A 16,913-nucleotide genomic window follows, 5' to 3' on the forward strand; every position below is an offset into this window, starting at 1 on the left:
CCCAAAAATATTATTAATCGGGCAAAACGGTTGGAGGTTTTTCATAATGAAGAAGCAATCAACAAACATTGAGGAGCCGTGGAAAGATTTTTACGGACCTAACCTCGGCTATGTTATGGAGGTTTACGAACAATTTTTAACTGATCCAAGTGAGGTGGATCCAGAACTACGAAAACTATTTGAAGAGTGGGGACCACCAACAGTAGAAGACATGAATACTGTGGCAAGTGCTGGCCAAGGCGATTCATCTTTCCAACTACCAGCTCAAGCAACTCCTTTAAGTAAAGTAGTAGCAGCAGTTAAATTGGCTGATAACATTCGTACATACGGTCATTTAGCAGCAGATATTGATCCTCTAAATGACAAACATAGGGATACTCGCAGAATTGAACTTTCAGAGTTTAATTTAACAGAAGCAGATTTAAAAGCTGTTCCAGTAGATTTTCTATGTCCAAATGCACCATCTCATATAAAAGATGGCTTGCAAGCTATTAACCATTTAAAAGCTGTGTATACGAAAAAACTTGCATTTGAATATGCGCATGTTCACGAGTTAGAGGAAAAGAACTGGTTGAGAGAGAAAATTGAATCAGAAACTTACTTTGAAGTATTAACAAAAGAACAAAAAGTTTCCTTGTTAAAGCGTCTTGCGGAAGTAGATGGATTTGAGAAATTCATTCATCGTACATTTGTCGGACAAAAAAGATTCTCTATTGAAGGCCTAGATACGATGGTTCCTTTATTAGATGAATTGATTCGTTATTCTGTTGACTATGGTGCAAAAACAGTTAATATCGGAATGGCTCACCGTGGTCGCCTAAACGTGCTTGCCCATGTAATTGGTAAACCATATGAAATGATTTTTGCAGAATTCCAGCATGCTCCAAGTAAAGATTTAATTCCTTCCGAAGGTTCAATTGGAATAACTTATGGATGGACTGGAGATGTAAAATATCATTTAGGTGCGGACCGTGAAATTTCAAAAGGTGAATCAAAACGTGCAAGAGTAACACTAGCTAACAACCCGAGTCACCTTGAGGTAGTCAGTCCCATTGTAGCTGGATACACAAGAGCAGCTCAGGAAGAACGGGAACAAAAGGGCTACCCTAGCCAATCTCCAGAAACTTCTTATGCTGTAATGATCCATGGGGATGCGGCGTTCCCAGGTCAAGGGGTTGTTGCAGAAACATTTAACATGAGCCAATTAAAAGGCTACGGAACAGGTGGATCAATCCATCTAATTGCAAACAATATGATTGGTTTTACAACAGATTCCTATGACTCTCGTTCAACTAAGTATGCTTCAGATACTGCAAAAGGATTCGAAGTACCAATTGTTCATGTTAATGCCGATGATCCGGAAGCTTGTTTAGCAGCAGCAGTACTTGCCTATGAATATCGTAAAACATTTGGTAAAGATTTTGTGATCGATTTAATCGGTTATCGTCGTTTCGGTCATAACGAAATGGACGAACCTATGGTTACAAATCCTTTAATGTATAAAGTAATCAATGAGCATCCAAATGTTAAAAACATGTATGCTGATAAGCTAATACAAGAAGGTCTTGTAACGAAAGACGACGTTGCAAAAATGGATAAGGAAATAGAAGAAAAACTAAAAGCTGCTTATGAAAAAGTGCCATCCAAAGATGATGATCCGGATACAGTACTTGCACCTCCAGCATATGTAGCAAATGGTTTGCCTGATATCGACACGTCCGTTGACTATGAAAAGTTACAAGGTATTAATGAAGAATTGCTTCAATGGCCAGATGGTTTTAACGTATTTAAGAAGCTTGAAAAAATTCTAAAACGTAGAAACTTAGCTTTTGAAGGCAAAGGTAAAATTGACTGGGCGCATGCAGAAACGCTTGCATTTGCTTCGATTGTTAAAGATGGAACACCAATTCGTTTAACGGGTCAAGATTCGCAGCGTGGAACATTTGCCCAGCGTCATCTCGTATTACATGATGTGCAATCAGGAGAAGAGTATGTTCCGTTGCACCATATCAAAGAAGGAAATGCATCCTTTGTTGTACATAATAGCCCACTTACAGAAGCGTCTGTTGTTGGCTATGAGTACGGATACAATGTATTTGCTCCAGAGACACTCGTATTGTGGGAAGCACAGTTCGGTGATTTCTCTAACATGGCTCAAGTGATGTTTGATCAATTTATCGCATCAGGACGAGCTAAATGGGGGCAAAAAACTGGTTTGGTTATGTTGTTACCTCATGGATATGAAGGGCAAGGACCTGAACATTCAAGCGCAAGATTAGAAAGATACTTACAGCTTGCAGGGGAGCATAACTGGACAGTCGCTAACTGTTCAACAGCAAGCCAATACTTCCATATTCTTAGACGACAAGCAGCAATTCTTCAAAAAGAAGAAGTTCGACCGCTTGTCATCATGACACCGAAGAGTCTTTTACGTAATCAATTTGCAGCAGCTACAGCTGAAGAGTTGTCAAGTGGACAGTTCCACTCTGTACTTGAGCAGAAGGGACTTGGAGAAAACCTTGATGCAGTGGAGCGCGTAGTACTTTGCAGTGGGAAAATCGGTATTGATATAGAAGAGAAGCTACAAGAAATCGAAGACAAAGATTGGCTTCACGTTCTACGTGTTGAAGAAATATATCCATTCCCTAAAGGGGAAATAGCAGAAATTTTTAATAGGTATAGCAATTTAAAAGAAGTTATTTGGGTTCAAGAAGAGCCTAAAAATATGGGTGCATGGACATTTGCAGAACCAAGGCTTCGTGAAGTTGCGAAAGATGGGGTAGAAGTACACTATGTCGGTCGACGCAGACGATCTAGCCCATCAGAAGGGGAACCAACTGTGCACAAAAAAGAGCAATCCCGAATTATTAAAGAAGCTATTACACGATAAATAGAGGAGGACTTCATCATGGCAGAAATCAAAGTTCCGGAGTTGGCAGAATCAATTACAGAAGGTACCATTGCACAATGGTTAAAACAACCTGGGGATCATGTAGACAAAGGCGAGTATATTGTTGAACTAGAAACGGATAAAGTAAATGTAGAAGTTATCTCAGAAGAAGCGGGTACAATACAAGAATTGAAAGCAGGAGAAGGCGATACGGTAGAAGTTGGCCAAGTAATCGCTATTGTTGGAGAAGGTGCGGTAGCAACACCAGAAGCTTCGGAAACAAAAGAAGAAGCAGCTGCTCCTAAGGAAGAACCAGTACAAGAACAACAAACGGAACAACCTGCGGAAGATAAAAAGGATCGTCCAATTGCTTCACCAGCAGCGCGTAAATTAGCTCGTGAAAAAGGCATTGATCTATCTCAAGTGCAAACAACAGATCCACTAGGTAGAGTGCGTAAACAGGACATCGAAAATCATCAAAACAAGCCTGCAGCGCAAGCAGCACCAGCTGCAGAAACAAAAGCTCCTGCACCGAAAAAAGACGATGGCAAACCTGTTGTACGTGAAAAAATGTCACGCCGTAGACAAACGATTGCAAAACGTCTTGTAGAAGTTAAACAAACAACTGCAATGTTGACTACATTCAATGAAATTGACATGACAGCTGTTATGGATCTTCGTAAACGTAAAAAAGAAAAATTCTTTGATGATCATGATGTGCGTTTAGGCTTTATGTCATTCTTTACAAAAGCAGTCGTAGCTGCTCTAAAGAAATATCCATATGTAAATGCAGAAATCGACGGAAACGAAGTTATTTTGAAACAATACTTTGATGTTGGTGTAGCTGTTTCTACTGATGATGGATTAGTAGTACCTGTCGTTCGTGACTGTGACCGTAAAAACTTTGCAGAAATCGAAGGGGACATTATGGAGCTTGCAACGAAAGCACGTAATAACAAGCTATCTCTAAGCGATCTGCAAGGTGGATCATTTACCATTACAAATGGTGGTGTATTCGGTTCATTATTATCTACGCCAATTTTAAACGGACCTCAAGTAGGTATACTAGGAATGCATACAATCCAATGGCGTCCAGTTGCAATCGACAAGGACACAATGGAAAATCGTCCAATGATGTATATCGCGATGTCTTATGACCACCGTATTATTGATGGTAAAGAGGCTGTTGGTTTCCTAGTAACAGTAAAAGAACTTCTAGAAAACCCTGAAGATTTATTGTTAGAAGGTTAATAAAGATATTAAAAGAGGCTAGGACAAATATGTTCTAGGTGAATAAAAATCCGAACTAATTCGAATTCGAATTAGTTCGGATTTCTTTATAGGTCTTCATAAAACGTGTTGTTCTTTTTAACTGGTTCTAGCTGTTGATTGGAGTGCAAGGTAAAGACTCCTGGGGGAAAAGAGGGCAGTGGAAGACCCCAAGGCAAAAAGCGCCTTTTGGGTATTTCCCTATTTTCTTCACGAGCAAAACGAGCTGCTTCCGCTTTTCGAATTGTCTAGCTCCAGCGGCTAGCTCGCTATGAAAAAGAGGAAATCCCCTAAAGGCAAAAAGCGCCTTTTGGGTATTTCTCTATTTTCTTCACGAGCTGATCAAGCCGCTTCCACTTTTCAAGGAGTTATGCCATTTTTTACTTTTTTCCTATATCTAGAATTATTTACGAAAATAGTGAAATCAGATTGAGTACCACTAGGCAGGAAGGAGTATGTAATCATATGCAAATCAAAATAGGACAGACCCGATAATAAAAAACATTTATTATGGGTCTGTCTTTTCATTTAAGAGAATAAGCTTCTAATTTTTTACGATTTCCTAAACGGTCTTAATCCACGACTTGTTAGTTCTTTTTTCAACATTTGAATCCAATCTTGATTAGAACCTTGCTTCTCAGCATCACGATAGGCTGCCACCAACTGTTCATTACTCATTATCTTCATGACATACCTCCTAGGATTAATTTAGCTTACCCGAGTGAGTCATATCCTCAGAATAAACTGTTTTACATCTCTGTTAGGAAATGCATATAATATATAATATTCTATATTTTCTATTTATTCTACATATGTTCGATTGAAATGAAAAGGGGATTTTTTTATTTTCCTCCAAAAGTAGGAATTTGCAATTTTTTATCGAATTTAGTTTAAAGATTAGGAGAATTGTCTAAACAAATAGTTTCTGTAGTTTTTACACTACAATGAAAGGAGTTCATAATGATAGTAACGAATCAAGTAGACGCATCCAAATCGTTTATGACAAAAGAAAAGATTATGAATCAACTAAAACAGAACGGTGTAAAGGAAGGAATGACAATTATTGTACATTCGTCCTTGAGCTCATTAGGTTGGGTTTGCGGTGGAGAGGTCGCAGTTGTAAAAGCATTAAAAGAAACAATTTCAAAGTCTGGAACAATCGTTATGCCAACACAAACAACTGATAATTCTGATCCATGTAACTGGGAAAATCCTGCTGTACCAAAAGAATGGTGGGAGGATATTCGTCAAAACATGCCAGCATATGATCCAGTCACAACCCCTTCATACGGCATGGGGAAAATCGTCGAGAATTTTCGAGTACACCCTGATGTTGTTCGGAGTTCCCACCCGACTGTATCCTTCGCTGCGTGGGGGAAACATGCGGAGGAAATTACGTCGAATCACTCGCTTGACTTTCCATTTGGTGAGCATTCTCCACTAGCGAGATTATACGAAAGAGAGAGCTATGTTCTACTTCTTGGTGTTGATTATGACAGCTGTACAGCGATGCATTTGGCTGAGAATCGATTACCACATACGCTATCTTTTACTAAAGGTACCGCAATGTTTGAAAATGGAAAAAGGGTATGGCGGGAATTTTTTGATATAGACGGGGATTCTGACCGTTTCCCAGAGATAGCAAAAGGCTTTGAATTAGAATATGGCATCCAATCTTTTCAAATAGGTGATGCTAAGTGCAGATTAGTTCCAGTGAAAGAACTAGTAGACTTCACTTATCGTTGGTTTGAACAAGAGGTTGAAATGTTTGACGATAAATAACGTTTATTCGGTATTAACTGTCGGTAAACATACACTGAAGGAAATCGCATTAGATAGGAATATACTACTCTGGTGAATTTTCAAATATGCAGTTGTTTATTTGAAAATTCCCATTTTTGTGATAATATTAAATACATAGTGGGTTGCTTTTAGAACAACAGACATTCTCCTTATGCCAAGACATCAGGCATTCAACACACCCCTCTATAGGCGTTCATCTGAACAAGAATGGGGGAATTTAGTTTGACAGAAATTTTAGAAGTTACTATTGGTCAATTATTAGAAGAAAAAGCAAAAACACAACCAAAACATGAAGCAGTAGTGTACCATGATCGTGACTTAAGATGGAATTATGATGAATTCAATAATATTTGCCGAAAAGCAGCGAAAGGCTTTATGAAACTAGGGATTAACAAAGGGGAGCATATGGCGATTTGGGCTTCGAATACTCCAGAGTGGCTTGTGAGTCAATTTTCTTCTGGGAAAATGGGGGCAGTCCTTGTTACGGTTAATACAAATTATCAAGCGGCTGAACTGGAATTTCTATTGAAACAATCGAATAGCCAAACAATTATTTTGATGGAACAGTATAAAGGTACATCATATATTGATACGCTATTTGAAATTTGTCCTGAATTACATGAATGTAATCCAGGAGAGTTGAAGAGCAAGAAGCTTCCTTCCCTTCAAAATGTAATCGTTTTAGGCGAGAAAAAATACCCTGGTACATATAGCTGGAATGATGTATTGGAATTGTCAGAAGGGGTATCGGATAACGAGTTAAACAATAGGTTAGAAAGCTTACAACCTGAGGATGTCATTAATATGCAGTACACTTCTGGAACGACAGGTTTTCCAAAAGGGGTAATGCTAACCCACATAAATATTGTAAATAATGCTTATAATGTTGCAAAATGTATGCGCTTAACTAAAGAAGATAGACTATGTATTCCTGTTCCATTTTTCCATTGTTTTGGGTGTGTAATGGGGACGCTTGCTTCTGTTTCTGTCGGAGCAACGATGATTCCGATTCAAGAATTCAGTCCTGAAGAGGTTCTTCAAACGGTAGAAGCGGAAAAGTGTACTGCGTTACATGGTGTTCCTACGATGTTTATTGCGGAGCTTAACCATCCAGAATTTGCAAAATATGATTTAACTCATTTGCGTACTGGGATTATGGCTGGCAGTAATTGCCCAATTGAAGTAATGAAGGGTGTTATGGAGAAAATGGGTGCCGATGAGGTGACAATTGCTTATGGACAAACAGAATCGTCTCCAGTGATAACCCAAACTAGAACACATGATCCAATTGAGTTGAAAGTGGAGACAGTAGGACGAGCACTTCCAAATGTAGAGGTGAAAATCGTTGAACCTGGCTCATCTATAGAAGTTCCTACTGGAAGGCAAGGTGAGTTATGTACAAGGGGTTACCATGTAATGAAAGGCTATTATCAAAATGAGTCTGCCACAGAGGCAGCTATCGATGAAGAAGGTTGGCTTCACACTGGAGATTTAGCGGTAATGGACGAACATGGATATTGCCGGATTACAGGGCGTTTAAAGGACATGATCATCAGGGGTGGAGAGAATATTTACCCGCGAGAAATTGAAGAATTTTTATATTCCCACCCAAAAGTATTAGATGTTCAAGTGATTGGAATTCCTGATGAAGTGTATGGGGAAGAGGTAATGGCGTGGCTTATCTTGAAAGAAGGACAAAGCTGCTCATTAGAAGAAATCAAAGATTATTGCAAAGGAAAGATATCTCATCATAAAATCCCACGCTATATTGAATTTACTGATTCCTACCCGATGACAGCTTCCGGAAAAATACAAAAGTTCAAGCTTAAAGAACAAGCACAGGATCTTGTATTGGATAAGAAGATAAAGTAGAAGCAACTTTTTTATCGATTCACTTTACTAGTGAATCGTATTTTTTTGCATTATAAGCCATCTATTGCTGTCTAAAATGTTTTAAAAATAAGTAAACTAAATTTTAACACAATTCATGTATACATAACGTAGATTTTGTTAGAATAGATTAAATAGATTGAAGGGGGAAGCAGGAAAATGAAAGTATTTGTTTATGGAAGTTTAAGAAGACACGAGAAATACCATCATTTTTTAGAAGACTCAATGCGATTATATGAACAGGCATGGATAAAAGGAGAATTATTTGATACGAAAAAAGGATATCCTGTTTTACATAATGGGGACAATTTAGTATACGGGGAGATCTACGAGGTCTCATCAGAGACGCTTAAAAAGCTCGATGGTTTAGAGGATTATCAAGAAGGAAGAGAAGTGAATTTATTCGTACGAAAAGAACAAGAGGTAAACACAGATACAGGGAGTGTAAAAGCACTCGTTTACTATGGGGTCAATCAAGCTCTTTTCCAAGAAATAATACCGTCCGGAGACTGGAAAGTACATCAGTTTATAAAAAATCATCCTGAAAATGTGTTGTATTTTGCTTATGGTTCGTGTATGGACCAAGAACGTTTCCAATTAGCAGGTGTTGATCAGTTCTTTCAGCGTAACTTAGGAGCCGGTCATTTAAAAGGTTATACGATGAAGTACAATTTTGTTGTTCACGATGGTGGAAGGGGAGATATTGTAGAAGATGGTGGAGAAATGGAGGGGGTAGTCTACGATGTACCGAAAGAAGCGGTAGATTACTTGTTTAAAAGAGAAGGAGTTGTCCCTGGTTGGTATAGGGCTGCTTTTGTCGATGTGGAAATAGGTAATATTTTACATGAAGATGTTCTTACATTCATCGTTATTGGGAAAAAAGCGGAAATCTGTCCACCTCTTCACTACGCCCGTGAAATTTTGAGAGGGAGCCTGCCGTATGTAAGCGAGAATTATCATAAGAAGCTTAAGGAACAATTAGTATTTTTAGGGATTTCGGAAGACCAGATAGTGGAAATGTTGAAGGAATAGATTTCTGTGAGAGGTGTGGGGGATGAAAGACTTGTTAACTTATATTGAATCTCATCATTGGGATTATCAGAATAAATTGGTACCGAAGACTGTGGAAACAATTCATAACGATGGTTTAATAGCTATAAAGAATACTTCCATTAAAAATGTGTTTGCAAATAAGGTCGTTCTATTTAACACAGAATCGGAAGAAGATTACAAACAAAAATGGGCGAGAGTAGAAGAGTTTTTTGGAAATCGACCTTTTAGCCTATGGGTGCGGGAGCCTTTGCCATTATATATCCAACAAGGACTGTTAAGAAATAATTGTTTATTAGAAGATTTCTATGAAGGTGTATTCATTAACCTAGAAAATGTTCCTTTTAGTGAGGATAATGAATGTTCTGTTGCTATTGTAGAGAATGATACTCAAATCCAAGACTTAGTAAATGTAAGTTCGATTATATGGGGCTACAGTGAACAAGAGAAGCCGAATCTTTTCAGGCAGAGGAAGGATTTTGTGAATGTATTTAATGGTGACGGTGGGTTTGTTGTTGCATATAGCGAGGAAGGGAAGCCTGTTGGATACGGAAATTACCGCTATAGTACAGATGGTCATGCTCTATACTTGAATGGAAGTGGGGTTTTGCCAACCTATAGAAATAAAGGTATTTATAAAAGTTTAGTACGTTTCCGTTTACATATGGCAAAAGAAAAAGGGTGTAAGTTAGCTACATGTCAGGCAAGAGGAAACTACTCTGCACCTATTTTAAAAAAGTTAAGTTTTCAACAAGCATCACAATATCAATACTGGGTAACGAAGTAAAAAGGACTTTTTTATTGAAAAGTTGAGGTGCTGCATATGGATTTCTTATGGCAGTTAGTTGACCAATTTGGATATATTTCCATGTTTTTATTCAGCTGGATTGTTTTGTTAGGATTTCCTGTCCCCAATGAAGTTATTGCAGCCCTCACCGGTTATTTAGTAGAACGAAGGGGCTTTAATCCGTATCTATCCTTTTTTTCGATGTATGCAGGATTAATTAGTTATGGACTATTCGGCTTTGGAATCGGAAGCGTATTTGGAACAAAGATATTATATCGTTTTTTTCACCATAAAAGAGTTAACAATATTGTGCAGAAAGGGGAAAGTTGGATCGCCAAATTTGGTCCATTAGCAATTTCGTTTAGCTACTTCATACCAGGTGTCCGGTTATTTTTACCTTATGTGGCAGGCGCTTCTATGAAAATACCACTATGGAAATTTATCTTATTTGGTTTTCCAGCAGCTTTCCTGTGGGGACTCCTCTATTTTCAAATAGGGCGATTATTCCCTTCTAGTTTTCTGCCTATTTTAAAAGGCATGTCATGGAAACTGGCGATTGTGTTCGGTGTACTATTTATTCTATTAACAATTTATCACATATATAAACGAAAGTCAGCGAGCATCAAAAGGCGGAAGGTACGTCTTCGAAAATAAGATGATTTATTCCTTTCTCTCTGAAGCTTCCTCTTTTGAAATTGTGTAATAGTGTCCGAACAGACCGATCGCTTTTAGCTTCAGTTGCTTACCTGATTGGTCTTCATATGTTTTACCGACTGTATTAAAAATTAAATATCCTTTTTTAATAGTTGATCCCGTTTCAATTAGAGTAGACACGTCGTGATTTTCATTTAATTCCATTGTACATGTCACCGTCCCATTGCAAGAAATATGGTGTTGTTCCTTTAACCATGTATAAAATTGATCCTCTGTAGGGCGTTGGGTGGTCATATATACGAGTAACAGAATAAATAGCAGGAAACCTATTCTTTTTATCGTTTTTCTCAAGTGTAACACCGACCTTAACATCCTTTAGTTACAATATATCACATTTTCGGGTTTCGTTTGATGGTTTAGTGTATATTTCAAATTGTGGAGAGATAACTATGATAAAAAAACTAAGTATGCAACAAACATCTATTGCTAAAGAGGTTTTAATTATTCAAAAACAAGCATACAAAAAAGAAGCAGAATGGCTTGAGGTAAAGGAATTTCCACCATTAACGCAAACAGTTCATGATCTTATCGCCTCAGATGACACGTTTTGGGGTTATTACAAAAAAGGCCTGTTAGTAGGTGTTATTTCTATTGAAGACCATCGCAATCATATTCAGATTTCCAGAGTAGTTGTTCATCCAGACTATTTTGGCAGACGTATTGGTAGTCAGCTTATGGAGTTTATCATTGACCGTTACAGTGAAAAGAAAATCCTTGTAACTACAGGTAAAAAGAATGAACCAGCATTAAAACTGTATAAAAAATATAGTTTTTCTATAGAGAAGGAATGGGACGTGGAAAAGGAACTCACCTTAGTACAGCTTGTTCGTCAATGTGTAAATTAATTGAGTACATAATCGAAATCATTTTTTTATAAAGCTTGAAGTTGATGGTTTGGACGAATATACTAAAAATATCTTATCGGTTGAAAGGGGGAGAATAAATGATTCATTTAAATTGGGCTGAACGTCCAACTGTTAAAACAGTTAAATGTGTACATACAAATGCAGAAAAATATATGGTAGAAAATGTTTTGACGGCGGGAAAAACATACGATGTGAAAAACGAATCAGAAGAATTCTATTTTGTATTGGATGACAGCGGTAAAATGGGCGGATTCTATAAAGATTATTTTGAAGAAGTAAACGCCTAACGTTTAAAAATGGGTTGACCAATAAGTGTTGCATAGCACTTAAGGTCAACCCATTTTTTATTGCGCTCTTTAAAATAAAATTGCTGAAGCAAGGGAGGCATGTATACTAAAAGTAGTTTGGAATTGAAACAATAAATAGAATGAAGATTTGAAAAAAGACAAAATCCGACTCTAATCTTTGCAGTGCAAGCGTTTTTACATGTAGAATGTTTCTAGCTACATGAACTCAGAAAGGATGTAATGTATGAATTTAGAACAAACGTTGCCACAATCAATCGTGGAAATTATTAATAAACGAAAAAACTTTTTTGAAAACGATAATGAGACAAATCTAATTGGAGAAGGCGGCTACACAGCAAGTGATGACACAATTATGATCGACAGTGTCATTGCGCTTAGCATGGGGAAAAATGTGCTTTTAAAAGGACCTACTGGATCCGGGAAAACAAAACTTGCTGATACGCTTTCTTCCTTGTTTACACAACCGATGCACAGTATTAACTGTTCCGTTGATTTAGATGCTGAAAGCTTGCTTGGTTATAAAACAATTGCGGAAAAAGACGGAAAAAATACGATCGAATTTGTTGAAGGTCCTGTCATTAAAGCAATGAAGGAAGGGCATTTGCTTTATATTGATGAAATTAATATGGCAAAGCCGGAGACACTGCCTATTTTAAACGGTGTTCTTGATTACCGCAGAATGATTACGAACCCTTTTACTGGGGAAGTAGTTAAAGCAGCAGATTCATTTGGCGTTGTAGCAGCAATTAATGAGGGGTATGTTGGAACAGTTCCATTAAATGAAGCGTTGAAAAACCGCTTTGTTGTTATAGATGTTCCTTATATTGAAGGAGAAACATTAAAAACAGTTATCGAGTCACAAAGTACACTACGAGACAACAAGGTAATTGACCAATTTGTATCGCTATCGTCTGACCTAATGGTACAAGTGCAAAATGGTCAAGTCTCGGAAGAAGCAGCATCGATTCGAGCATTGCTTGATGCATGTGATCTAGCTGTTTATTTACCGCCAAAACGTGCAATCCAACGTGGAATAATCGATAAATTAGAAGATGAACGTGAAAAAGCTGCAATTAAAAATATAGCTGAAACGCTTTTTGAATAAGGAAGATTTTATGCAAAAATTTATTCAGTTTAATGATGAGAAAATTGACTCTTTTTTATTTATGGAAATGGCCGATTTGGCGAAAACACTTTCAAAAAATGGCGACATGGATCTAAAATATGGTCCTCATTCCTATTTAGACGTAAGTGATGCTACCGTTTATATTAGTCACTTCTGGGATCATCGAACAAAAGAGGAAGAGCTACATGGATTAAAAAGTGATATCTTTTTAAGAAGCATTGGAAGTCTACATCACACAGATTTTGATGAAGTAGTAAACTATATTAAAAAAGTAAAAAAAACGTCAGTTCCAAGCTTTGCAAAACAATTGTTTATGTTAGCTGAAGATATACGACTAGAAGAACTATGCAAATCAAAGCGACCTGGAACGAAAAAAGTGTTTGCAACGAGAAGAAATATTTATCGTAAATATTTTCAAGCACAACTTAATGTTAATAAGGTGAAAAGTGTTTTTATTGATGCTTTATTTAACAGTATTTATTTACTGCTGAATGCGCAATCACCGTTAGAAGATCCTGCAATGATAAATGAAGACATTGATATGGCGATGCCCTTTATTCACCGACAACTTACTCGTTTTTTTGAAGTGAGTTCAACGAAGGAAGTCGTAGCTATTTGCTTACAAATTGTCGAAGTTGTGGAAGAAATCGTAGAAAAGGATATGTTAAATGAGTATTTCCATCTTCCTGAAAATGTGTACGATAAAAAAGAGTCCGATAGAGGACAAACGTTTGACGATTTAAAAAGACAAGACCCGTTAGCAAACGATGATATTTTAGAGGAAGAAAGTACAGGGGAAGAAGAGGTTATCGACGAGGAATTCCGGACATGGCATCGGGAAACGAGCGATAAAGGAGAATCGTTTTTACAATTTGATTTAGACCAGGGCTCCCAGTCGGATATTTTAGGAGACGGTGTAAGAGAAGGCGATGAAGGGGACCAAGCGATGGCAATGGTGCAAGGTTCCTCACAGGAAACAAAGAATAATGATTACAATAGCCTTGAAGCTGCCCAAAAAGAGAAAGAAGAAATGGACGGCGGAAGCGAAGCCGATTATGGAAAAGAAAATAAGTTTGCTTATCCAATTTTCCTCTCTCCAGAAATTCCGACTAGTGATGACAAAAGAGAATATTTTTCAAATAAAACCCTAGTTACAACACAGCAGAAAAAGCTAAAAAAAATGATTGAAAAAACATTAGAGCATAAAAAGATCCAACCAAGATCCGATTTGCATTTTGGGCGATTAAATAATAAATTACTAAGATTTATTACCGATGAAAATCCACGATTATTTTACAAAAAACAAAATCCGTCAACAGAAATTGACGCAGTTTTCTCTTTGCTCGTTGATTGCTCTGCAAGTATGTATGACAAGATGGATGAAACAAAACTCGGGATCACCTTATTTCATGAATCATTAAAATCCGTTCGTGTTCCTCATGAAGTCGTCGGTTTTTGGGAAGATACAAATGAAGCAACAGTGAAAAAGCAACCCAATTACTTGAAGCCAGTTCTAGATTTTCGTTCTTCTTTAAAACCGAATAGCGGACCGGAAATCATGCAACTTCAACCAGAGGAAGATAATCGCGATGGATTCGCCATTCGCTTAATGACGGAGCGAATATTAAAAAGAAGTGAAAAACAGAAGTTCTTATTAGTGTTTTCTGATGGTGAACCGGCTGCGATGGGATATGAACAAAACGGAATTGTTGATACACATGAAGCAGTGCTAGATGCAAGAAAACAAGGAATTGAAGTGATCAACGTGTTCCTTTCTAATGGGGAAATTGACGAAGGACAACGAAGAACAATTCAAAATATATATGGGAATTTCAGCATCCTTGTTTCCAATGTGGAAGAATTACCTGATGTGTTATTCCCGTTACTTCGAAAATTACTTTATAAGAGTATATGATATGCAATAAAAGACACAAGCAGAGTTCATCTGCTTGTGTCTTTTATTTTGGCTCATTTCATATCGTTTGTAGCTAATTGGTCCGCCTCTTCCCGCAGGAGCCAAGTGCCCGCAGCGAGAATCAACGCAGTAGGGTAAACTTAGTTTTCCATTAAAATACAACAACCTTTACGAAAAACTCACATGGCGTCTGAAACCAAGTCGCCACCATCTAGTATAAAAAGTCAAATTTGATGCCAAGGTGGTATAGAATCGATTCATTTTGGTTATCCTAAATGATTTTACGATGCTTAAAAATACTTTTTTTCATACAAACAGCCTTATTTTTGCATTAACTTTAACTTTAAAATTATCAAGTGAAAATGAACAATGAATGTTTCAAATGCCGTCTTCATTGATAATACAAAAAGGTTTCGATACGATGGGAATAAAGGCTTGCTGAACTAGCCAGTGCCAATACAGAAAGAGGAGGCAATCAATTTGAATAAATTACAAGAAAAACTAATGTACATAGATGGGAAAGGGTATAAAGCATATAAAGATATTAGAGGAATCTATACATACTCGGAATTTCAATTATCAGTAGACTATGTGCAAGGAGATCCATTTGCATCTCCATCAAAAATACGTATACTCATCGATACAAATCTATTGCCGCTTGAGGAAAGTTGGATAGAAAATGAACAACAAGTTTGTTACTGCGAAGATCTTATTGCTAGAAAAGTAGGCAACATCCTAGCAGACCAAATATCTAAATCGAGAGGCACAGGGAAAAGCGGTAATATTGCTATTGACCGACCAGGGCAGGAAGTGTTGAAAAGGTCAGCGGTCACCGTTACATCAAAAGTGACAACGATTTGTTTATCCGTTGGTCTCCCAGCTGCAGGGCGGAGGATTCTTGGAAAACAAGCAGAAAAGATGTTTTTGCAAGAGATTCCAACACTCATCAGAAAGTCCGCTTTGGCAATAACGGGTGCGGATTTTGAACAAGTTGTAAAACTTTGTGATCAGCAGCAAGCTATTCGACAGTATCTAGATAAGAATGATTTAATCGCATTCATAGCGAATGAAAGTATTTTACCACGTGAAAATGGGATTAGTAATCGACCATTACAAAAAGGGAAAGTGGTGCCGTTTCATTCACCTGCATCTTTAGAGATAGAAATAGACATCCCTCATGCAAAAGAAACAATAAAAGGGCTGGGGATAAAAAAGGGAATCACATTAATTGTTGGAGGCGGCTTTCATGGAAAAAGCACCTTACTGCATGCGTTAGAAAGAGGTGTTTACAATCATATTCGCGGTGACGGAAGGGAGTTTGTCCTAACAAATCAAAATGCAGTAAAAATTCGTTCTGAGGATGGTAGAAGTGTAAATGGCGTCAATATTTCTCCATTTATTAATAATCTTCCTTATCAGCAGGATACTACGCATTTCACTAGTGAAAATGCCAGCGGAAGTACGTCACAAGCTGCAAATATTATGGAGGCAATAGAAGCTGGGGCTCAAGCTCTTCTTATTGATGAAGACACGAGTGCTACAAACTTTATGATTCGTGATGCCCGTATGCAAGCACTTGTCTCTGCAGAAACCGAACCAATTACGCCCTTTGTTGACAAGATAGGGCAACTTTTAGAAGAACAAGCTATTTCCACTACTCTTGTGATGGGAGGCTCGGGTGACTACTTTTCTATTGCAGATACAATCATTAAAATGGAAAACTATCTTCCATACGATGTAACACAAGAAGCCCAAGACATTGCGGAACGAATTAAAATCGAACGTAATCAAGAGGGGGGTAACCAATTTGGATCTTTTCAACCTAGAATTCCACATAATCGAAGTTTGAATAGTCGTAAAGGGAAAAAAAGTAAAATTGCTTCTAGGGGGAAAAATAGTATTCAGTTTGGAATGACTACGATTGATCTCCATCATGTAGAACAGCTAGTGGATGAAAGCCAAACAAGAATGATAGCGGAAATATTATATTATTGGGAACGAAAGGGTACGTTAAACAATAAGAGTATAAGCGAATTACTTGATGAAATAGAAGAAATTCAAAAGCAAGGGTTCCATAGAGTTTCCTCTCACTCCGGTCACCCTGGAGAGCTGGCGGTTGTTCGTAGATTTGAATTAGCTGCTGCCTTAAATCGAATGCGTTCTTTGCAAATAAAGTGAAAAAATTTAATACGAACCGAATTAGTTGCAGCTGCTAGAGGTTTTATGAGGAAGGAAGGCAAGTGAATTTTCTTCTAGTCAATTAATCGCTAGAAGATGGCAGGTTAAAGTAGAGGA

General features: G+C 37.6%; 14 protein-coding genes. 12 read left to right on the forward strand and 2 right to left on the reverse strand.

What is annotated here, in order from left to right:
• The first annotated feature begins 46 nt into the window (after window positions 1–46).
• Complete coding sequence (locus tag ACFSUL_RS15210) at window positions 47–2,890, forward strand: 2-oxoglutarate dehydrogenase E1 component (RefSeq protein WP_377936803.1); 2,844 nt, start codon at window positions 47–49, stop codon at window positions 2,888–2,890.
• An 18-nt stretch (window positions 2,891–2,908) separates the two neighbouring features.
• Complete coding sequence (gene odhB, locus ACFSUL_RS15215) at window positions 2,909–4,141, forward strand: 2-oxoglutarate dehydrogenase complex dihydrolipoyllysine-residue succinyltransferase (protein WP_071412197.1); 1,233 nt, start codon at window positions 2,909–2,911, stop codon at window positions 4,139–4,141.
• Window positions 4,142–4,711: 570 nt separating this feature from the next.
• On the opposite strand, the gene sda is transcribed toward odhB, so the two are convergent.
• Window positions 4,712–4,846, reverse strand: coding sequence for a sporulation histidine kinase inhibitor Sda (sda, locus tag ACFSUL_RS15220; protein WP_071412198.1), 135 nt, complete (start codon window positions 4,844–4,846; stop codon window positions 4,712–4,714).
• 273 nt (window positions 4,847–5,119) lie between these two features.
• Between sda and ACFSUL_RS15225 the strand changes: the two genes are divergently transcribed.
• The 5 genes from ACFSUL_RS15225 (at window position 5,120) to ACFSUL_RS15245 (ending at window position 10,343) form a co-directional block, all read left to right on the forward strand.
• On the forward strand, window positions 5,120–5,941 hold the full coding sequence (locus ACFSUL_RS15225) for an aminoglycoside N(3)-acetyltransferase (protein WP_377936804.1): 822 nt from the start codon (window positions 5,120–5,122) through the stop codon (window positions 5,939–5,941).
• Between the two features lie 252 nt (window positions 5,942–6,193).
• On the forward strand, window positions 6,194–7,834 hold the full coding sequence (locus ACFSUL_RS15230; RefSeq protein ID WP_377937726.1) for an AMP-binding protein: 1,641 nt from the start codon (window positions 6,194–6,196) through the stop codon (window positions 7,832–7,834).
• 177 nt (window positions 7,835–8,011) lie between these two features.
• Window positions 8,012–8,884 carry a gamma-glutamylcyclotransferase gene (locus ACFSUL_RS15235; protein WP_377936805.1) on the forward strand — a complete coding sequence of 291 codons (873 nt, stop codon included), beginning with the start codon at window positions 8,012–8,014 and terminating at the stop codon, window positions 8,882–8,884.
• Window positions 8,885–8,906: 22 nt separating this feature from the next.
• The gene (locus ACFSUL_RS15240; protein WP_377936806.1) at window positions 8,907–9,689 is read left to right on the forward strand and encodes a GNAT family N-acetyltransferase; all 783 of its coding nucleotides are present in this window, start codon (window positions 8,907–8,909) and stop codon (window positions 9,687–9,689) included.
• A 36-nt stretch (window positions 9,690–9,725) separates the two neighbouring features.
• Window positions 9,726–10,343, forward strand: a complete 618-nt coding sequence (locus ACFSUL_RS15245) for a DedA family protein (protein WP_377936807.1) — start codon at window positions 9,726–9,728, stop codon at window positions 10,341–10,343.
• 6 nt (window positions 10,344–10,349) lie between these two features.
• On the opposite strand, the gene ACFSUL_RS15250 is transcribed toward ACFSUL_RS15245, so the two are convergent.
• Window positions 10,350–10,703, reverse strand: coding sequence for a hypothetical protein (locus tag ACFSUL_RS15250; protein ID WP_377936808.1), 354 nt, complete (start codon window positions 10,701–10,703; stop codon window positions 10,350–10,352).
• An 89-nt stretch (window positions 10,704–10,792) separates the two neighbouring features.
• On the opposite strand from ACFSUL_RS15250, the gene ACFSUL_RS15255 reads away from it, so the two are divergent.
• The 5 genes from ACFSUL_RS15255 to ACFSUL_RS15275 all read left to right on the forward strand — a co-directional run bounded on the left by ACFSUL_RS15255 (window position 10,793) and on the right by ACFSUL_RS15275 (window position 16,796).
• Window positions 10,793–11,248: a GNAT family N-acetyltransferase gene (locus ACFSUL_RS15255; protein WP_377936809.1), complete on the forward strand. Its 456-nt coding sequence runs from the start codon at window positions 10,793–10,795 to the stop codon at window positions 11,246–11,248.
• Between the two features lie 98 nt (window positions 11,249–11,346).
• Complete coding sequence (locus ACFSUL_RS15260) at window positions 11,347–11,556, forward strand: DUF6501 family protein (RefSeq protein WP_071412203.1); 210 nt, start codon at window positions 11,347–11,349, stop codon at window positions 11,554–11,556.
• Between the two features lie 244 nt (window positions 11,557–11,800).
• Window positions 11,801–12,682: an ATP-binding protein gene (locus tag ACFSUL_RS15265; protein WP_377936810.1), complete on the forward strand. Its 882-nt coding sequence runs from the start codon at window positions 11,801–11,803 to the stop codon at window positions 12,680–12,682.
• Between the two features lie 10 nt (window positions 12,683–12,692).
• The gene (locus tag ACFSUL_RS15270; protein WP_377936811.1) at window positions 12,693–14,618 is read left to right on the forward strand and encodes a vWA domain-containing protein; all 1,926 of its coding nucleotides are present in this window, start codon (window positions 12,693–12,695) and stop codon (window positions 14,616–14,618) included.
• Between the two features lie 480 nt (window positions 14,619–15,098).
• The gene (locus tag ACFSUL_RS15275) at window positions 15,099–16,796 is read left to right on the forward strand and encodes an ABC-ATPase domain-containing protein (RefSeq protein WP_377936812.1); all 1,698 of its coding nucleotides are present in this window, start codon (window positions 15,099–15,101) and stop codon (window positions 16,794–16,796) included.
• Window positions 16,797–16,913: the final 117 nt, after the last annotated feature.

Source organism: Bacillus seohaeanensis, assembly GCF_042684945.1.
Classification (GTDB): domain Bacteria; phylum Bacillota; class Bacilli; order Bacillales; family Bacillaceae_B; genus Rossellomorea; species Rossellomorea seohaeanensis.